Origin of the sequence: Rhodococcus chondri (assembly GCF_036327435.1) — a bacterium.
In the GTDB taxonomy this organism is placed as follows: Bacteria; Actinomycetota; Actinomycetes; order Mycobacteriales; family Mycobacteriaceae; genus Rhodococcus; species Rhodococcus chondri.
The window spans coordinates 1-18,537 of the sequence record NZ_JAUZMZ010000096.1 but is presented as its reverse complement, the minus strand read 5'-3'; the positions used below and the strand labels follow the sequence as shown (position 1 = coordinate 18,537).

At 65.4% G+C, this 18,537-nt stretch carries 19 protein-coding genes; 15 read left to right on the top strand and 4 right to left on the bottom strand.

Going from position 1 to position 18,537, the window contains the following annotated elements; genetic code table 11:
- The first annotated feature begins 263 nt into the window (after window positions 1–263).
- Window positions 264–1,013 carry an enoyl-CoA hydratase/isomerase family protein gene (locus Q8814_RS16715; protein WP_330153135.1) on the top strand — a complete coding sequence of 250 codons (750 nt, stop codon included), beginning with the start codon at window positions 264–266 and terminating at the stop codon, window positions 1,011–1,013.
- A 72-nt stretch (window positions 1,014–1,085) separates the two neighbouring features.
- On the opposite strand, the gene Q8814_RS16710 is transcribed toward Q8814_RS16715, so the two are convergent.
- Window positions 1,086–1,886, bottom strand: coding sequence for a FadR/GntR family transcriptional regulator (locus Q8814_RS16710; RefSeq protein ID WP_330153134.1), 801 nt, complete (start codon window positions 1,884–1,886; stop codon window positions 1,086–1,088).
- 250 nt (window positions 1,887–2,136) lie between these two features.
- On the opposite strand from Q8814_RS16710, the gene Q8814_RS16705 reads away from it, so the two are divergent.
- From Q8814_RS16705 to Q8814_RS16660, 10 genes are all read left to right on the top strand, one after another.
- Window positions 2,137–3,330, top strand: a complete 1,194-nt coding sequence (locus Q8814_RS16705; protein WP_330153133.1) for a thiolase C-terminal domain-containing protein — start codon at window positions 2,137–2,139, stop codon at window positions 3,328–3,330.
- A complete protein-coding gene (locus Q8814_RS16700) occupies window positions 3,327–3,758 on the top strand; it encodes a Zn-ribbon domain-containing OB-fold protein (RefSeq protein WP_330153132.1) in 432 nt (143 codons plus the stop codon). The genes Q8814_RS16705 and Q8814_RS16700 overlap by 4 nt, the downstream gene beginning before the upstream one ends.
- A gap of 298 nt (window positions 3,759–4,056) precedes the next feature.
- Window positions 4,057–4,992 carry an ABC transporter permease gene (locus Q8814_RS16695; RefSeq protein WP_330153131.1) on the top strand — a complete coding sequence of 312 codons (936 nt, stop codon included), beginning with the start codon at window positions 4,057–4,059 and terminating at the stop codon, window positions 4,990–4,992.
- On the top strand, window positions 4,989–5,879 hold the full coding sequence (locus Q8814_RS16690; protein WP_330153130.1) for an ABC transporter permease: 891 nt from the start codon (window positions 4,989–4,991) through the stop codon (window positions 5,877–5,879). The genes Q8814_RS16695 and Q8814_RS16690 overlap by 4 nt, the downstream gene beginning before the upstream one ends.
- Complete coding sequence (locus Q8814_RS16685) at window positions 5,876–6,898, top strand: ABC transporter ATP-binding protein (protein WP_330153129.1); 1,023 nt, start codon at window positions 5,876–5,878, stop codon at window positions 6,896–6,898. The genes Q8814_RS16690 and Q8814_RS16685 overlap by 4 nt, the downstream gene beginning before the upstream one ends.
- Window positions 6,891–7,778 (top strand): ATP-binding cassette domain-containing protein, encoded by an 888-nt coding sequence (locus Q8814_RS16680; RefSeq protein WP_330153128.1) that lies wholly within the window; start codon window positions 6,891–6,893, stop codon window positions 7,776–7,778. The genes Q8814_RS16685 and Q8814_RS16680 overlap by 8 nt, the downstream gene beginning before the upstream one ends.
- A gap of 8 nt (window positions 7,779–7,786) precedes the next feature.
- Entirely contained in the window at window positions 7,787–8,224 is a 438-nt protein-coding gene (locus Q8814_RS16675; RefSeq protein ID WP_330153127.1) for an FAS1-like dehydratase domain-containing protein, read from the top strand.
- A complete protein-coding gene (locus Q8814_RS16670; RefSeq protein ID WP_330153126.1) occupies window positions 8,221–8,673 on the top strand; it encodes a MaoC family dehydratase in 453 nt (150 codons plus the stop codon). The genes Q8814_RS16675 and Q8814_RS16670 overlap by 4 nt, the downstream gene beginning before the upstream one ends.
- Before the next feature lie 34 nt (window positions 8,674–8,707).
- A complete protein-coding gene (locus Q8814_RS16665) occupies window positions 8,708–10,264 on the top strand; it encodes an ABC transporter substrate-binding protein (RefSeq protein ID WP_330153125.1) in 1,557 nt (518 codons plus the stop codon).
- A gap of 74 nt (window positions 10,265–10,338) precedes the next feature.
- Window positions 10,339–11,196, top strand: a complete 858-nt coding sequence (locus tag Q8814_RS16660) for an SDR family NAD(P)-dependent oxidoreductase (protein WP_330153124.1) — start codon at window positions 10,339–10,341, stop codon at window positions 11,194–11,196.
- Between the two features lie 39 nt (window positions 11,197–11,235).
- On the opposite strand, the gene Q8814_RS16655 is transcribed toward Q8814_RS16660, so the two are convergent.
- Both Q8814_RS16655 and Q8814_RS16650 read right to left on the bottom strand, forming a co-directional pair.
- Complete coding sequence (locus tag Q8814_RS16655) at window positions 11,236–12,765, bottom strand: AMP-binding protein (protein WP_330153123.1); 1,530 nt, start codon at window positions 12,763–12,765, stop codon at window positions 11,236–11,238.
- Window positions 12,766–12,785: 20 nt separating this feature from the next.
- Window positions 12,786–13,871 carry a DUF7065 domain-containing protein gene (locus Q8814_RS16650; protein WP_330153122.1) on the bottom strand — a complete coding sequence of 362 codons (1,086 nt, stop codon included), beginning with the start codon at window positions 13,869–13,871 and terminating at the stop codon, window positions 12,786–12,788.
- Between the two features lie 118 nt (window positions 13,872–13,989).
- On the opposite strand from Q8814_RS16650, the gene Q8814_RS16645 reads away from it, so the two are divergent.
- Both Q8814_RS16645 and Q8814_RS16640 read left to right on the top strand, forming a co-directional pair.
- Window positions 13,990–15,384 carry a phosphotransferase family protein gene (locus Q8814_RS16645; protein ID WP_330153121.1) on the top strand — a complete coding sequence of 465 codons (1,395 nt, stop codon included), beginning with the start codon at window positions 13,990–13,992 and terminating at the stop codon, window positions 15,382–15,384.
- Window positions 15,381–16,136: an SDR family NAD(P)-dependent oxidoreductase gene (locus Q8814_RS16640; RefSeq protein WP_330153120.1), complete on the top strand. Its 756-nt coding sequence runs from the start codon at window positions 15,381–15,383 to the stop codon at window positions 16,134–16,136. The genes Q8814_RS16645 and Q8814_RS16640 overlap by 4 nt, the downstream gene beginning before the upstream one ends.
- A gap of 56 nt (window positions 16,137–16,192) precedes the next feature.
- Here the strand turns inward: Q8814_RS16640 and Q8814_RS16635 are convergent, their stop codons facing one another.
- Window positions 16,193–17,092 carry an NAD-dependent epimerase/dehydratase family protein gene (locus Q8814_RS16635; RefSeq protein WP_330153119.1) on the bottom strand — a complete coding sequence of 300 codons (900 nt, stop codon included), beginning with the start codon at window positions 17,090–17,092 and terminating at the stop codon, window positions 16,193–16,195.
- Window positions 17,093–17,181: 89 nt separating this feature from the next.
- Between Q8814_RS16635 and Q8814_RS16630 the strand changes: the two genes are divergently transcribed.
- Both Q8814_RS16630 and Q8814_RS16625 read left to right on the top strand, forming a co-directional pair.
- Window positions 17,182–17,964, top strand: a complete 783-nt coding sequence (locus Q8814_RS16630; RefSeq protein ID WP_330153118.1) for an SDR family NAD(P)-dependent oxidoreductase — start codon at window positions 17,182–17,184, stop codon at window positions 17,962–17,964.
- A 32-nt stretch (window positions 17,965–17,996) separates the two neighbouring features.
- A partial coding sequence (locus Q8814_RS16625) for a thiamine pyrophosphate-binding protein (RefSeq protein WP_330153117.1) occupies window positions 17,997–18,537 on the top strand: 541 nt, incomplete at its 3' end.

Sequence of the window (18,537 nt, the reverse complement as noted above, 5' to 3'; positions counted from 1 at the left end):
CTGCCCGGCCACCGCGACGCTCGCGCTGCAGAGCCGGGAACCCGCCCAGGCAGTTCTGACGACAGCGCCGGTCGAGTTCGAGCGTGTCGCCGCGCAGATGCTCAAGCGCAGCGGCGAGCTGCGTGCGGAGAAGCGACGCGCCGCGCAGGCCTGATCGCTCCACCTGATCGAACCCGCCGGGGCGCGTCCTTCACACCGCCCCGGCGGGTTTCCCCATTTCAGTACCTGCCACTCGGTACGCAATCAGTACGAATGAGGACGACATGCCGGTAACCACCGAACTCCGTGACGGCGCAGTGATCGTCACCTTGCGCTGGACGGACAAGCGCAACGCCCTGTCTGCGGATGACGCCGACATCGTGTCCGACGCCATCACCGCGGCCGGATCCGAGCCCGAGGCCAAGGCCTTGGTCCTGACCGGTGAGGGTACGTTCTCCGCGGGCGGCGACCTGCCGTACTTCGCGGAACTCGGCCGCACGCTGACGCCGGAGGAGATCCACCACACCATCTATCGCCGTGTGCAGGGGATGGTGCGCGCACTGCGCGACTGTCCGATCCCGACGATCGCGGCGGTGGACGGGGCGGCCGTCGGCCTGGGGATGGATCTGGCGCTTGCGTGCGACATGCGATTCGTCGGTCCCGAGGGATTTCTCATGCAGGGCTGGGCGCGGGCCGGCCTGATCGCGGGGACCGGAGGTGTAGCTCTACTGCACCGCATCGCGCCGGACCTGCTGTGGCGGTTGCTCGCCGAACAGGAACGGATCACTGCGAGCCGTGCCGTAGAACTGGGCTTGGCCGAAGCCGGTGACCCGGACGCGTTGTCTGCCGCGCTCGCCCGCGTCGACGCGTTGTCGTACATCGATCGCCGTGTGCTCGGTGACTATGCTGCGCTCGCCCGGAAGGCGGCCTGGCCGGCCGAGGGGAACTTCGACGAGGCCGGTGCGCGACAGGGGCACCTGCTCTGTTCATCCGAGTTCCGTGAACTCACCCACCGGTTACTCGGAAAATCCTGAGCGCGAGGCTCTTACGCCCGGTCACCGTCGCATAGCGAGGGTGACCGGGCGTTTCGGCGAGATGGACAACCGTCAGTCCAGAACGTCACGAACCTGGGTCGATTCGTGGCCGATGAGGAGGGAGCCCCGCGACACCGTCATGTGCTGCTGCCAGTGGTCGTGGGCGGCGTCGGCGTCGCCCGCGCGCAGGAGCTTGATCAGGCGACGGCACGACCGGATCAGCAACAGGTAACTTCCCTCGTACTTTTCGTGGTCCTCGAGGCTCTTCCGTGCTGTCACAGCCTCGACGTGCCGTTCGAAGATCTCGTGCATCATGCCGGCGAGCAATGCGAGAGTGGCGTTGCCGCACAACTGAACCAGTCGCAGGTGGAATGCCGCGGCGCCCTCGGAAAGTTCGTTCGCGATGTACGACGCCGGAATGTCCTCGTCGACCATGCGCTCGAGTTCGTCGAAGTCGCTGTCGGTTCCTGTCAGAGCGAGCAGGCGTGCCGCGTGGGGTTCGAGAGCCTCCCGGGCAACGAGCACGTCGGCAACCGTGGCACCGGACAATTCGAGTAGTAGCGACGCCGGCCGGGCGACAATTTCGGGGCCGGGCACACACACCCGGGCACCCGAGCGCGAACCGCGGCGCACTTCGACGAGCCGCTCGGCTTCGAGTACGCGTACCGCCTCGCGCAATGTCGGCCGGCTCACGGAGAAGTGCTCCATGAGCTCGGCCTCGTGCGGCAACCGGTCACCGTCTGCCAGTTCACCGTCGACGATCATGCGCCGCAGCTTCAATGCGACCAGTTCTGCGGTCTTGGGAGTGCGGATGGGGCGCGACGATGTGGCGTCGAGCGAGTCGAAAATCGCTGCGAACGATTCTTCGGCCACGGTTACCTCCGGGAACGGGGTGAGAGAGTCCAGTGGGCTCGCTCGAGGACACGGTCGATGCGGTCAGTCACAGGTCGAATATCGGCTGACACTGGAGTACTGGCCGTTCATAGCTTACTATGTGATACATGTCATTCAGTGCATTTCACGATGACATGCGCGTGAAGCCGGTACGGGTTCCACTCGGGCACCGTCGGGTGTTCGCCACTGGTTCCTCGGCCGACCGGAATTATCGAACGGAGAAGCTGTCTTGAGTAACGGACTGCGGGATGTCGCCATTGTCGGTGTCGGCGCCACCCCCTATTACAAGCGTGGAGGATCCGCGCCCCAGACGATTACGGAACTTGCCGGTAAGGCAATCCTCGCGGCCTGCGAGGATGCGGGCATCTCGGTGAAAGAAATCGACGGTTTCGCCTACTACTCCGGCGCAGGCGCCGGGTACGGGCAGAAGATGGATACCGCCGACTTCATGGAGACCCTCGGTATTCCCGAGGTCACCTTCACGGCATCACTGACCTCGGGTGGTGGCGGCTCCGCAGGGGCGATCGGCCTGGCGCGCGCCGCGATCACCGCCGGTGACGCGACGATGGTGGTCACCGTCATGGCGCTGCAGCAGGATCAGCAGCGTCTGGGAACGGTGTTCGCAGCGTCGGCGCCGAACCCGACCAACTCGTTCCTGCAGCCTTCGGGCCTCGCCGGCCCCGGGCATCTGATGTCGGTGCTCGCGCGTCGTCACATGCACCAGTACGGCACCACGCGCGATGCGTTCGCCGAGATCGCGATCTCCGAGCGGCAGAACGCGCTCAACCGTCCCAAGGCGATCCAGAAGAAGCCCCTCACCAAGGAGGACTACTTCAACGGCCGCATGATCGCAGACCCGTTGTGCCTGTACGACTTCTGCCTCGAAACCGAGGGAGCGGTCGCCGTGATCACCACGAGCAGCGAGCGCGCGAAAGACCTGCGCCAGAAGCCGGTGCCGGTTGTGGCGGTCGCGCACGGCGGGCGACGGGAGTGGGGCCGCGCGTTCGCGTGGTACGGCATGCCCGACGAGTACTTCGCGTCGGCCGGCAATGCGCCGATCGCGAAGCGCCTGTACGAGCAGTCGGGCCTGTCCGCCAAGGACATCGACGTCGCGCTGCTCTACGACCACTTCACACCGATGGTTCTCATGCAGCTCGAGGACTATGGGTTCTGCGAGCGCGGCGAGGGTGGCGCATTTGTCGAGAGTGGCGCCATCCGCTACGACGGCGGTTCGATCCCGGTGAACACCCACGGTGGTCAGCTGTCCGAGGCCTACATCATCGGAATGACACACATCATGGAGGCGGTGGAGCAGATGCGAGGCACTGCGATCAACCAGGTCAAGGATGCCGAGTTCGCGCTTGCGACCGGTGGCCCCGCGTCGCTGCCCGTCAGCGGCATGATCCTGGGACGTGCGGCATGAGCGACATCGTGGCAACGCCGCTGCCCGGCGATACCGTCCAGATCACGACCGATCCGCACACCGAGCCCTTCTGGCAGGCCGCCAAGGAAGAGCGACTCGTCGCGTGCCAGTGCGCAGACTGCGGGCACTTCCGGATGCCCCCCACGCCGTTCTGCCCCGAATGCCAGTCCACGGAGAAGAATTGGCCGGAACTGTCCGGGCGCGGCACGGTGTACAGCTTCGCGGTGGTGCACGGCTTCCCGGGCCTGCCCGACATCACAGTCGTCGGTGCGGTGATCGACCTGGAGGGTGCAGAACCGGCCCGTCTGGTGACGAACGTCGTCGACATCGATCCCGACGAGGTGAAGATCGGTATGGACGTCGAGGTGCGCTTCTCGCCGATCACCGAGGGTTGGAAGCTGCCGGTCTTCCGGCCTGTGACGGACTGAACCGATGCGTGAACGCGGGCCTGAGTACGTGCGCTCGGGTGCCACAGAATAATTCGACGAATCTGCAGCCGGTGCCGCGGACACCCAGGTGTTCGCGGCACCGTTTTTTGCCGCTCAAGCACAGGTGCACTTAGTTAACTAAGTAGTGTTGACAAGCGAAGTGGCGCGCCTCACAATAGAGCGAGACCGCGGCGTGCACCCCATTTTCAAGCCAGGTCGAGTTCCCACTTTTGCTCGAACGCCGGGCGCGTCCACACCGCACGCCCAGCCGAACGAAGGGTTTTCCATGTTGCGGTTCATGGCATCACGACTACTGACGGTCGTGCCGATGCTCCTGATCCTGACGGTCATCGTGTTTCTGCTCGTCGAAATCGCGCCGGGCGATCCCGCGGCGATCATCGCCGGCGCCGACGCCTCGCCCGAAGCGATCGAAGCGGTCCGTCAACGGCTCGGACTCGACCAGCCCGTGTGGCAGCAATACCTGTCCTACGTGTGGAACGCACTGCAGGGCGACCTCGGTACGTCGTTCGCCACCAACGAAGCCGTCACCGACGTCATCGCCCGCCGGCTCCCGAGGACGCTGTCCATCGGTCTGTTCGCGATGTTGATGGTCGTCATCCTGAGCATCCCGCTCGGCATCCTCGCCGCAGTCAAGCGCGACAGTCTGTTCGATCGGCTCCTTACCGGCACCTCGGTGTTTCTGCTCGCTGTTCCGCCGTTCGTGCTCGCCGCGATCCTCGTCAAGTGGTTCGCCCTCGGCGGTCTGCAGATCTTCCCGCCCACCGGGTACGCACCGATGAGCGACGGAGTGGGTGAATGGCTGATGTACGCCACCTTGCCCGCGATTGCCATCGCCACCATCAGCCTCGCCGAACTCTCGCGACAGGCGCGTGGCTCCATGATCGAAGCCCTGGAGCAGGACTACATCCGCACCGCGCGCGCCAAGGGACTGAGCAAGATGGCGCTGGTCTGCAAGCATGCGGCGAAGAACGCTTCGGTTCCCTACATCACCATGCTCGGTCTCAACGTCGGCCGCGTCGTTGGCGCCGCCGTAATCATCGAGGCGATCTTCAACATCCAGGGATTCGGTCAGCTCGGCGTCACCGCAGTCATCAACCGTGACATCCCGACCATGCAGGGCGTCGTGCTCGTCAGTGGCGTGATCGTCCTGTTCGTCACCCTGCTCGTCGACATCTCGTACGGCTATCTCAACCCGAGGATCCGAAACAAATGACCACCACAGTGACGGACGCGCAAAGCGTCAAGAAACGGTTCTCGTACACGCCCGGCCGGACGATGAAGCGGCTCAAACAGGATCGTCTCGGCATGTTCTGCCTTGTCGGACTGATGTTCTTCGTGTTCATCGGTGTTCTGGCACAGTTCTGGACGCCGAAGGACCCCTCGGCCCAGAGTCTGCTGAACCGACTCGAAAGCCCCAGTGCCGAGTACTGGCTCGGCACCGACGCCGTGGGACGCGACATCCTGAGCCGGCTCATGGTCGCTACCGGTGTCGACTTGGCTGCGGCCGCGCTCGCAGTGGGCATCGGCATCGTCGTAGGCGCCAGCCTCGGCCTGATGGCCGGTTACCTCGGTGGTGTGCTCGACTCCTTCACCAGCCGAGTGTCCGACGTACTGCTGTCGCTTCCACCGCTGCTCTTCGCAGTGGCAATCGTGGGAGCTCTCGGACCGAGCCTGACGAACGCGATGATCGCGATCGGCGTGCTCCTTGCCCCTCGGTTCTTCCGGCTCGTGCGCATCAGCACCCGGGAGATCATCAACGAGGACTACGTGGAAGCCGCCCGTTCGGGCGGCGCCGGTCCGATCCGGATCATGGCGCGCCATGTGGCACCGAACATCGTCTCGCCCTTGCTTATCCAGATCTCCTTCGGTGCGTCTGTCGCGATCGTCGCAGAATCCGGTTTGAGCTTCCTGGGCCTCGGTGTGCAACCTCCGACAGCGAGCTGGGGCTCGATGGTCAAAGAAGGATTCGACAATCTTGCGATCAACGGCTGGACCATCATTCCCTCCAGCGTGATGATCGTTGTTTCCATCCTGATGTTGTCGCTGTTCGGCGACAGCCTGCGGGACGCAGTCGGCAGCCAAGGCGGGAGCAAGGCATGACCATCACCACCGAGAAGGTACTCGAACAGGACACGGTCCTGCGGGTCGAGGATCTGTGCGTCGATTTCAACACACCCGACCATGGATGGACCCGGATCGTCGACAACGTCTCGCTCAGTGTCCGCAAGGGCGAAACCGTCGGATTGGTCGGCGAATCCGGCTCCGGCAAGACGGTTACCTCGCTCGCGATCATGCGCCTGCTGGCCCGTAATGCACGTATCTCCGGCTCCGTCGTCGTCAACGACCGCGACCTGAACACACTGTCGGAGAAGCAACTCGACAACGTCCGCGGCGCCGAGGTCGCGATGATCTTCCAGGAGCCGCGGCGCAGCCTCAACCCCGCCTTCACCGTCGGCGATCAGGTCGCCGAGGCCGTCCGCCGGCACCGCAAGTGCTCACGGAAGGACGCGTGGGCCCGCGCCGTCGAACTGTTCGACCGGGTCGGCATTCCGGAACCGGCGAAGCGCGCGCACGCGTATCCCCACGAGTTCAGCGGTGGTATGTGCCAGCGCGTCATGCTCGCGATGGCACTGTCGTGTGATCCGGACGTTCTCATCGCCGACGAGCCCACCACCGCCCTGGATGTGACCGTGCAGCGGCAGGTGCTCGCCCTGATCTACGAACTGCAGCTCGAGCTCGGACTCGGCGTCCTGCTCATCACCCACGATCTGAGTGTCGTCGCGGAGGTGTGCGACCGCGCGGCGGTGATGTACGCGGGCCGGATCGTCGAGGACGCACCCATCGTCGAACTCTTCGACAATCCGCGCCACCCCTACACCGCCGGGCTGCTGCATGCCATGCCCGATCCGGTGCGGCATGCCGAGAAGATGGGCGTGATCCCCGGCCGTGTGCCGCCCCCGCACGAGTTCGTCGATTCGTGCCGGTTCGCGCCACGCTGCCCCTATGCCCGGGACGAGTGCACCACTGGGTTCATCCCGTTGTCGACCGTCGGAACCGACCATCTCGCGCGCTGCATCCGCACCGACGAGATCTCGCTGGAGGACGCTTTCTATGAGTGACACGACCGCGACCGACGTCCGTACCGATCTCCGGAAGACCGCCGGCGATGTAGCCCTCGCTATCGAGGGTCTGACGAAATCGTATCCGGCCAAGCGGAATCTGCTCGGCCGTGTGACCGAAACAGTGGATGCCGTGCGCGGAGTCGGCCTCGAAGTACGACGCGGCGAGACGCTCGCGCTCGTCGGTGAATCCGGTGCCGGCAAGTCCACTGTGGGGCGCCTGGCGCTGCGGCTGATCGAGCCGGACTCGGGATCGATCAAAGTGCTCGGCAACGACATCACCGCCATGGGACGGTCCGAGCTGCGCAAGGTTCGGGGCCTGGCGACGATGATCTTCCAGGATCCGTTCAAATCGCTCGATCCTCGTGCCCAGATCAAGTATTCGATCGCCGAGCCAATGCTCTCGCAGGGCGGTTACAGCGCTTCCGATCGCGACAAGCGCGTGGCCGCGCTGCTCGATCGTGTCGGCCTGACCGCGCACCACCTCGAGCGCTACCCCTACGAGATGTCGGGCGGCCAGCTCCAGCGTGTCGCAATCGCCCGAGCACTGGTGACCGATCCGGAGATCATCGTGTGCGACGAGCCGGTTGCGGCTCTGGACATGTCCATCCGATCGCATGTCATCAACCTGCTGCGTGAACTGCAGGCCGAACGCAATCTCGCGTACCTGTTCATTTCGCACGACATGTCTCTCGTGCGGGTCATCGCCGATCGCATCGCGGTGATGAAGCGCGGTGAGATCATCGAGTGCAACGACGCGGCAACGCTGTTCGCCGATCCCGCACACGAATACAGCCGGACGCTGCTGTCGGCCATTCCGGCCGCACATCCGAGCATGCGGACGTTCCGTCCGGCGCCCGTCGCCCGAGTCGGGGGATAGGGTCCGTCATGGCCGAAATGCCGATCGAACGCGGCAAGATTCGTGAATACGCATTGGCGACCGGAGCTGTCCACGCCGACTACATGGACGACACCTCTGCTCCGGTGCCGCCCACATTCTTGTCGACGGTGGTGTTCTGGGACGACCTGTCGCGGATCTTCGATCTCCCCGAAACCCGAGCCGGGTGCGAGGCAATCGGAGTGGTGCCGGATGTCCGCAGATTGCTCTCTCTCGAGCAGGAATACGAGTTCCACGGTGAGCTTCTGCATGCCGGAGAAACCGTCACGACCGGATTGCGTCTGGATTCGGTCGAGCAGAAGAAGGGAAAGTCGGGTTCCATGGCGCTGGTGCGATTTACCGTGACGTTCACCGATTGTGCCGGACAACTCAGGGCGGAATGCCATTACACCTCTGCGTTTCTCGCCGCGGTGGAGGTGCCGGCATGATTACGTCGGGCATCGACATCGAGCCGGGGTTCGAGTTTGCCCCTCGTGAGTTCGGACCCATCACGATGACCGACATCGTGCGCTACCAGGGTGCGAGCGGCGACTTGAACCCGATGCACCACGACGACGAGATGGCCCGTGCTGCAGGCTATCCTGCGGCATTCAGCGTCGGCATGCTCGGTGCCGGATACCTTGCCGCGTATTGCACCGAGCTCTTCGGTACCCGGACGGTGCGGCAGTTCCGGACCCGATTCCGCAAGGTCGTGTATCGCGGAGAGGTGCTTACTGCGCACGTCGTGGTCCGTGAGGTCCGAGGCAGCGGAAACGATGCCTGCGTCGAACTCGGCCTCGAACTGACCGATTCGGACGGCGCCGTCGTCGTCGACGGTTCGGCCGAGTTTCTTCTCGTAGCGATGAAAAAGCTTGATACCGAGCAAGCTTCCGCATAATTCGGTTCGAACCCGATCCGCGAAAGGACTTTTCATGTTCCGAAGTCGTTGGGCAGTCACCACGGTGGCGTGTGTGGCTGTCGCCGCACTGGTTTCCTCATGTGGCAGCTCCGATTCCTCCGCCAGTGCCGGCCAGGGGGAGGTCGACACCAACGCGACCCTCTCTGTGGGGTGGACCCAGGCGGTAACCACGCTCGACCCGCATATGGCGACTTCCGACCTCGCGTCGTTCCGTTTCGGGCTCAACAATATCTACGACCGGCTGTTCACCGTGGACTACGAGGGCAAACCCCACGGCATGCTGGTCACCGACTGGGCCTACAACGATGACGGCAGCCGGCTCGTACTCACGCTCCGCGAGGATGCATCCTTCCGGGACGGCACACCGCTCGATGCAGCAGTGGTGAAGGCAAATCTCGAACGTGCGCGCACCCTCGAGTCGCCGGTGGTCAAACGTTCGTTGTCGGCGATCTCCGAGGTGACCGCGACAGGACCCTACGAGGTCACCATCGCGTTGGGTAAGCCCACCGATCAGCTGCCGTACCTGCTTGCCGGAGTGGCCGGGCTCATCATGAACCCGCCACTGTTCGAAAGCGGTGATCCCAGCACGACAGCCGACGGATCCGGTGCATACAGCATCGAGTCATGGGCGCCCGGCGAGAAACTTGTGCTGGTGCGCGACCGGGACGACTACTGGGACGCCGACTCGGCCAAGCCTGCCCGCATCGAACACACGGGTATCCCCGATTTCCAGGCGTTCACCAACGCCGTCGCCGGCGGTCAGATCGATATCGGCCAGTTCCAGCCCGGCAACGTGGCAGCTGTCGAGGGTCGTGACGGACTCGTCACCGTTCCCGTCGAGCACGGTGTCGGTATGGAGATCGCCATCAACCGCAATGTGAAGCCTCTCGAGGACCTGCGGGTGCGCCAGGCGCTCAACCACGCGCTCGACCGGGAGACGATCACAGAGGCACTGTATCCCGGTTCCCGCGTGCGCTGGCAATTCGTCCCTGAGGGACTCGCAGGGTTCGACGAGAGTCTCGAGGACATCTACCCGTACGATCCGGAAAAGGCCAAGGCGCTCCTCACGGAGGCGGGTCATCCGAACGGAATCGATCTCGGTGAAATTGCAGTGTCGTCGGCGACGACACCCGGCATGGTCGATGTCGTGCAGGAGCAGTTCGCAGCCGCAGGAATTCGGTTCGAGCCCCGTGTGCTCGACGGTGTCGAGGTGTACACCCAATTCGCGTCCGGGCGTTATCCACTGCTGATCGGGTTCTCCTCTGCCGGTATCAGTTTCGCGGCCGGACTCAATACACGTATCGGGCCGACCCAGAACCCTGCGGGCACGACCCCCGAATATGACGCATTGATCGCTGCGGTGACAGATTCTCGGCGCACCGAGGACGATCGCACGGCAAGCAAGGTCGAGCTCAACAAGTACCTCACCGAGGAGGCGTGGGGAGTTCCGGTCGTCTGGGTCACCTACCCGTGGGTGATGAGCGACAAGGTCGGCAACTTCAGTACCGAGATGGACTACGCGACCACATGGGGTCCCTACGACCTGAGGTACCTCACGGTCACCGAATGACAGAGAAGCACGGAGAACGCGCCGCCTGCCGAAACCGGCGGGCGGCGCGTGCCGTTGGAAGGGAAGTGGTGCACATGGCTGGTATGACGGTAGATCTGACAGGACAGGTCGCGCTGGTGACGGGCGGCGGCGGCGGGATCGGGCGGGGGATTGCGCTGTCGCTCGCCGAGGCCGGCGCAGACATCGTCCTCGCCGAAATCGATCCACAGCGCGCAGAACAGACCGCCGAGCTCATTCGCACGCGCGATCGCAAGGTTGTCGCGGTGCAGGCCGACGTCATGGACACCGACCAGGTGCGTAGCGCAGTCGAGCGCGCGGACAGCGAATTCGGTCGCCTCGACATCCTGGTCAACAACGCCGGAGGTGTGCGCGGCGGCGCGTTCGTCGACCAGAGTGAACGCAGTTGGCGGCGACACATCGACATCAATCTCGTCAGCATGCTCGCCGCTACCTCCGCCGCTGTCCCTCTCATGCGGCGGGGCGCACAAGGGGGTTCGATCGTCAACGTCAGCAGCATCGAGGGAACCCGCGCCGCACCGAACTTCGCGGTGTACGCCGCGTGCAAAGCGGGCATGCTCAGCTTCACACGCACGATGGCACTCGAACTTGCCACGGACGGAATCCGCGTCAATGCGATCACGCCCGACCAGACCGTGACGCCCGGAAACCACGGGCAGCGCACCGGCCCGATCGACGAAGCGGCCTTCCTCGTCCGCGAGCCGGAACTTCAGGACGCAATGGACCGGTACATTCCCCTCGGGCGCGAGGGTCACATCTCCGAATGCGGTACGGCCGTTGCCTTCCTGTGCTCGCCCCTCGCCTCGTACATCTCGGGCGCGACCCTTCCCGTAGACGGTGGTACGTGGGCGGCGTCGGGATGGTCCCGGGGAACTGAGGGCACATGGAACCTGGGAGATCTCCCCATCGGCTGAGTTGATCAACGGGTTTCAAACAGTGTGGAGTCCTCCGAGTCAGCGGCGGAGGCTCGGAGGACTCCACGCTTCGGCCAGATCGATGGTATCGAGCAGTCCGGTCTTGAGAACTTTGTTGGTGGGGGTGCGCGGCAGGGCGTCTGTCAGGGCGAGGTATCTCGGCAGCGTGTGCTTGGGGAGCCGGCTCGTCAGCCACTCGTACAACGCCGGCTCGCCCAGGGCCGAGTTCTCGACCACTTCCGCCACGACTACAACCTCGTGTCCCGCCACATTATCGGGCACGCCGAGCACGGCGCATCCGGAGAGTTGCGGATGCTCGTCGATCACTGCCTCGACGGCCGTGGTCGAGATGTTCTCGCCCATACGCCGAATCGTGTCGCCGGCCCGATGGAGAAATTCGAAGTTGCCGTCGGGATGTCGAATGACGATATCGTCCGAGTGGTACCAACCGCCGTCCAGCGCCCGTGCCGTCGCCTCCGGCTGGTTGAGGTAACCGATCATGATCATGAGCCGGTCGTCGGGTCGAACCCAGAGTTCTCCCGGTACGCCGTCGGCGACCGGCTGCCCGATTTCGTCGACCACCTGTGCCCGGTATCCGTCGCGGACGCGTCCGCACCAGGTGTGCTCGAGGTCCGGTGGGTCGCTCAGAACTAGAGGGAAGCCGACTTCCGTAGAACCGTAGAGGTCGTAACACTTCACAGCGAATCGCTTCGCGAATTCGGCGGCGAGCGCGGCATTATGCCCGGCGAAGACGGCCTCGAGGGGATTGTCGGCGTCATCGGCTCGTGGCGGCAATGCCAGCAGGAGAGCGCCGTGAAATGTGCCTGTGGTGCATCCGAACGCACGCACGTCGTCCAGTGTGGCCTTGGCCGAGAACTTCTCGCGCAGGACGACGCTGCCACCGGTGCTGCACATGGTGATCAGCGGACTCCTTCCGGTCACATGGAACATCGGGTGGCAGTTATAGGTCACGTCGTCCGGCCCGAGGGGAATCCGATCGATGGTGGTGGCGAACTGCGCCCAATCCAGCATCATTCCCTTGGCCGGTCCCGTACTGCCGGAGGTGTAGATGACGCACGCGAGGTCGCCCGGGGAGGGCAGGGTCCCGAGATCGGTGCCGGCCGCATCGAGGTTTTCCCACGCTCCCCGCTCGATGCCCCGAACCGGCAGGTCCGGTCGGATGTCCCGGACGCGGTCGGCGAATTCGGGTCGCGCCAGGCACAGCATCGGCGCGGCGTCGTCGAGGACATGCTCGAGGAACGCACCCTTGAGGTCGGGATTGACCGGTACCTCCACCGCACCCAAGCAGCCGAGGGCGATCCAGATCATCACCGCATCGATCGAGGGTGGCAGCAGGGTCGTGACACGGGAGCCGGGCCCCACACCGAGGGTTTTCAAGTGTTCGGCCCAGTTGCAGACGCCGTCCCACGTCGTGCCGTAGGTGGTACTTCCTCCCGTCACCTCGCGCAGGAACGGCCGGTCGGGTTCCGACCGCGCGCGAGAGCGCAATTGAACCGGTAGCACCGAGGACGGATCGGTCGCCATGGCAGCGAGGGGCAGGATCGGCATTTTCCGGTTCTCTTCTCTTGCTAGTGTCCGTGTCCTGTTCGGCCCGTGTCGCGCAGGGCTCGCATGAGCTCGGCGAAGTGGTCGGGTTTCCAGCCGTCCTGGTCTTCGCCCCAGCCGACCTTTCCGTCGAATTCCCAGCGCATCAGCGCGTTGGCGCCGGTGCCGTGTTCACACATGTGGCTGACGGCGAAACCCTCGGCGTCCATGGTGCGACCCGTGACGTCGACGAGCTGTACCTCCATGTGTGCGCTCCATCCGGTACGGGGGTCGCGGTAGTTGCGCATGCGGCTACGCGTCTTCTCCAGGCGCTCGAACCGGCCGTCCTTCAGGAGCCACCCGACGTTGAGCGGCGAGAATCCTGCGGCGTCGCCGTCCTGGGGGCGAACGAAGCTGAGGAAGCCGGTCTCGGCGCCGGCGTGGCCGAAGATGTACTGGATGCGACCGCGCCCGCGCTGCCGTTCGACCTGTCGCCACGAGGGTCCGCCCGGTTCGCGGACCGTGTATTCGCCACGCACATGTTCGGGTTTGCGGCTCTGCAGGTGAGCGCCGCCGCGCGGACCCCAGGTGCGGTCCCGGACCGAGTGGCAGTCGATCTCGATGCGCTCGCCGTCGAGAAGGAGTTCGCCGGTGAGATGGCCGAGCTGATCGAAGTGCGGGTTGAACATTGCGGGCGCCTCACCGGGTGTGAACCGCTGAGGTGGGTGCACGCTGCGGTGCTCGAATTCGATCGCGAATTTCGCGGCCGGGTCGGAGTAGGCGACGTGGTAGTCCATGGTCGGCTTCAGCGCTTTGACGCTGAAGCCACCGGCGGGAAAGGTGATGTCGCGCAGGTCGGGATTCTCGATCATCGGTATCGGCCCCGAATTGCGGAAGTACGCGAGGCGGCCCGGGTCGGCTCCGCGCGGATCCCACGCGAACACGCGCCAGGTGACGGTGCCCTGGTTGGGCCGGCGCGCCGCATGGAGCCACCCGCCGATCCGGCGTTCGGGCACGTTGAACGACCACCATGTCGTTTCGGTTTCGTGCGGGTCGTCGCTGAGCATGTGATAGGTGTCGTCCTCGACGAGAAACGGCGCGTCGGGATCTGTCGCGGTGTTCGCGGTCATGTACACCCTTCCGGAATTGGCCAACCGATATCTTCGAAGAACACTAAGTGATATAAGTGATCTGTACCATATCCGGCGGGCTACGGTGTACGTGACCGCTCGAGGGCAGGACGAAACGATGGCGACTGCGACAGAGAAGACGACCGAACTCGGAGCGAATGGTCTTTCGTCCGAGCTCACGGACTGGGTCGGCGACGCGGCGAACGGGACCGTGATCTCGGCCGACCGACGTCCGGGGGGCGGACGGCGCGAAGCGTGGGTGGTGGAAGTGCGCGGCGCCGACGGCGCGGTTCGCCCGCTGTTCCTGCGCTACGACCGACTCGACCCCGAGGAGAAGGGTGACGATTTCACCCTGCATCGCGAGGCGGCATTCTTCCGCGCGTTCGACGGCACGGCGGTGCCCGTCCCGAGCATCGTGGGTGTGCACCCGGTCGAACAGGCAATCCTGTCCGAACTCGTGTCCGGCCAGGCGTGGTTCTCCCGCCTGCACGACGAGGACCAACGAGTGTCCGTCGCATCGGATTTCATGCGCATCCTCGCCGAGATGCATCGTGTGGATCCGCACCGGCTCAGGTTGCCGGACCAGGACCCCGACGCGGATCTGCGCGTGCTCGTCCACCGCGAGATCGATACGTGGGAGAAGATCTACCGCGACTCCGGGACCAGCGACCCGCTGATCGATCTCGGGCTCGACTGGGTACGCAGCCACGTGCCGGACGTGTCCGGGCCTGTGGTGATCGTGCAAGGTGACACCGGGCCGGGCAACTTCCTCTACGAGAACGGCAAGGTCACCGCCGTCCTCGACCTCGAGTTGGGACACCTCGGTGACCCACACGACGATCTTGCGTGGGTCTCGGTCCGCGCCGTGCAGGAACCCTTCACGAATCTCCTGGAGCGGTTCGACGACTATGCGCGGGTGGCCGGAACCGACATCGATCTCGACCGCGTCCGTTACTACCGGGTGCTCGCCGAGCTGCGCATCGTGATCCTCGGGCACCGCAAGCGTGCGGAGCCCGATCTGCTGGGCGAGGTCGGCAATGGGCTCGTGTACGGGCTGCTGCACCGGAGGCTGTTCCTCGAGGCCCTGGCCGACGTCGTGGGTGTGGCGATCGCCGACGTCGATCCGGTGCCGTCGGTGCCGGGCGAGCGGGACTGGCTCTACGGCGCCGCGCTCGAGCAGATTCGGCAGATCATCGTGCCCCGCAGCGAGGATCCGTTCGTGATCCAGCGCAGCAAGGGTCTGGCCAGAATCCTCAAGTACCTACGTGAAGCGGAGTCCGTGTCGAAGCCGATCGAACAGCGTGATCTCGACGATCTCGAAGCGGTGCTCGAATTCCGGCCGTCGTCCGTTGCGGCCGGCACCACCAAGCTGGTGAAGCGGTGCCTCGCGGGGACAGTACCGATCGAGACCACGGTGGCTACGCTCCTGCGTCAGGTGGCCGGCGAGACGCAGGCGCTGCGTCCGGCGATGGGCGTACTTGCCGATCGGCACTTCGATTCGCTCGAACGGTGAGTCCTGCAACGGGATTCGACGGGAAAATCGCTGTCGTCACGGGTGGCGCCCGGGGCATCGGTCGTGCCATCTGTGAGAACCTCGCCGCCGCCGGCGCCCGCGTGGTGGTGGGATACCGTTCCAGGGCCGGCGAGGCCGAGGCTACGGTCGCCGGCATCCGCGACCGCGGCGGCGATGCCGTCGCCGTGCAGGTGGACGTCGCCGACCCCGAATCCGTGACGGAGTTCGTGGCCTCTGCGCGCCGTGAATTCGGCGGGCCGGTCCAATTTCTCGTCAACAATGCTGCCTACTCGCGATTGCTCGAGGTCGACGAGCTCACCCCCGCGCGGTGGGATCTGCTGTTCCGCACCAATGCCGGTGGGCCCTACCTCACGACATGGGCAGTCAAGGACGAGATGATCGCCGCAGGTGGCGGAGCAATCGTCAATATTTCGTCGATCAACGGCGTCTCGGCGAGCGCGTCGACGATCGCGTACGGCGCGACGAAGGCCGCGCTGAACAACTTCACGCGCGGATGTTCGCTCGCGTTCGCGAAGGACGGCATCAGAGTCAATGCCGTGGCTCCCGGTCTCGTCCTGACCGAGCAGTCGGAGACCGTGACGGCAGAGCAGCGGGCCGCGATGGTCGAGACGATCCCGCTGGGGCGCGGCGCGGCGCCCGAGGAGATCGCGTCGGTCGTGCGGTTCCTGCTGTCCGACGAGTCCTCCTACATCACCGGCGAGACGCTCGTGGTCGCCGGCGGACGTCACTGACGTCCGATACGGCACCCGGCACCGCACCCGACCCCCTGGGCCGGGTGCGGTGGCCGTCAGATCGCGCTCGTCGGAACGTCGGTCTCGGCGAGCACCTCGAGCCGGTCGGGATGGGGTTGCCAGCCGAGTTCGCGCCGGGCGCGGGGCGCGCGCGTGCGACTGCAGGTCGAGAAGACGATCAGTGCGGCGAAGGTGCCCCAGAGCTCCACGCCTTCGGCGAGATCGATACTCCGGGCCGCGACACCGTGCCGTCGGGCGAGGGCCTCGGCGATGGTGCGGAAGTTCGTTTCGCCCGACACCGCGTGGTAGAGCGCTCCGGCCGGGGCCTTCGCTGCCGCGAGATAATAGATCTCGGCGACATCGTCGACGTGCACGTTCGAGTACAGATTCAGGCCTCGACCGATGTAGCAGACCGCGCCGGTCTTCTCGATCGACGTGCGGAAACCGTCCAGCATGGGGGAGCGGCCATGGCCCCAGATCATCGAGGGCCGCACGACGATGCCGCGTACCCCGCGGGCATCCGCGGCGCGCACGAGGTCCTCGGTGTCGACGCGGGCCCCGATGTACTTGGATCGGACGAACTCGTCGTCCTCGCCGAACGTGTCTTCGCTCCACTCTCCATCGGTACGCTGCGAGAGCACACCGGTACCGGAGGTGAAGATCAGTGTCTTTCCCGAGTCGGCGAGCGTGTCGATCAGGGCCTCGACGGTCTTCCGCTCGGGTTCGAGCAACAGCTGCGCGGCGTACACGACCACGTCGGCCTCGCTCGCGTGTGCGACGGTGCCGTCGGGATCGGCGAGCAGGTCGCCGAGCACGGGCTCGGCACCGGCCTGGCGGAGTGCAGTAGCGGCGCTTTCGTTGCGAACCAGGCCGCGCACGGAATGCCCGCCTGCGACGAACCGCCGGACGAGCGCGGAGCCGAGGAACCCGCCCGCGCCGTAGATCAGTACCTTCATGATGCCTCCGTAGACTGTGGTCGATCCCGTACAGTGTGTTATAACCCAGATCACATAGTTTACTAAGTTAAGGCGTTTGTGGAGGCAGCATGGATCTCGGCCTGAACGGCAAAGCCTTCCTCGTCACGGGCGGATCGGATGGTCTTGGCTTCGCGACGGCGTCGTCTCTGGTGACCGAGGGCGCCGACGTGACGATCTGCGGGCGTAACACCGAGCGCCTCGACGCCGCGGTGCGGTCGCTGGGCGCGCTCGGCGGCGGCTCGGCGGTGGGAGTGCGGGCCGACGTCACGGTCGCCGCCGACCTCGACGCTCTCGTCGAACAGACACATGCGCAGTGGGGTCGGCTCGACGGCCTGGTCAATTCCGCCGGTGTGCACAGCGGCGGCGCGTTCGAGCAGATCACCGACGACGCCTGGCACGACGACTTCGATCTGAAGTTTCTCGCTGCGGTGCGCGCGAGCCGCGCGGCGATGCCGCACCTGAAGGAATCGAAGGGCGTGATCCTCAACGTGCTCAGCACGGGCGCGCGTGCCCCGGGCGCCGGCGGCGGCATGCCCAGCTCCCCGTTGCGGGCGGCGGGTCTGAGCCTGACCAAGGCGCTGGCCAACGAGTTCGGTCCCGACGGAGTGCGGGTGGTCGCGATGCTCATCGGCATCATTCGCAGCGGGCAGATCATACGTCCGGCGGTCGAGGCGGGCCGCGATGTCGAGGAGTACCTGACCAAGGTCGCCGACCGGATGAAGATCCCGCTCGGCCGGGTGGGTGAGCCCCACGAATTCGGTGACACCGCGGCCTTCTTGCTCTCACCGCGGGCCGGTTACCTCACGGGGACGGCCGTGCACGTCGACGGTGGCTTCAGTCCCGTCATCTGACCGCCCCATCCCCGATCGCGAAGGAACACGTTGTGAAGATCTATCAGCTTGCAGCCCAATCACTTTCCGAGTTGGGCGTCCGCACTGTCTTCGGGCTCATGGGTGATGCCAACCTCGCGTATGTCGGGGACTTCGTCGAACACCACGGCGGTGAGTTCGTCGCGGCCGTGGTCGAAGGTGGTGCGGTGTCGATGGCGGACGGCTACGCCCGCATGAGCGGTGGGGTCGGTGTCGCGTCGGTGACGCACGGTCCGGCGGTGACGAACTGCACCACCGCGCTGGTGGAGGCGGTGCGCTCGCGCAGCGCGGTGCTGCTGCTGACCGGCAGCACACCGGACGTGCGCGACCATTTCCAGGACTTCGACCTCGAAGGGTTCGCCCGCCTTACCGGCGCCGAGTACCGCCGAGTCCGCAGGGCCGACGCGGTGGGGACGGATATCGCCGAGGCGCTCGCGCGGGTGGCCGCCACCCGGATCCCCCTGGTGCTGGACCTGCCGTACGACCTGCTCGAGATCGAGGTGGCGCGCGAGTCGCCGCGCGCGGTGCCCCCGCCGCCGGTGCCCGGCGCACCGT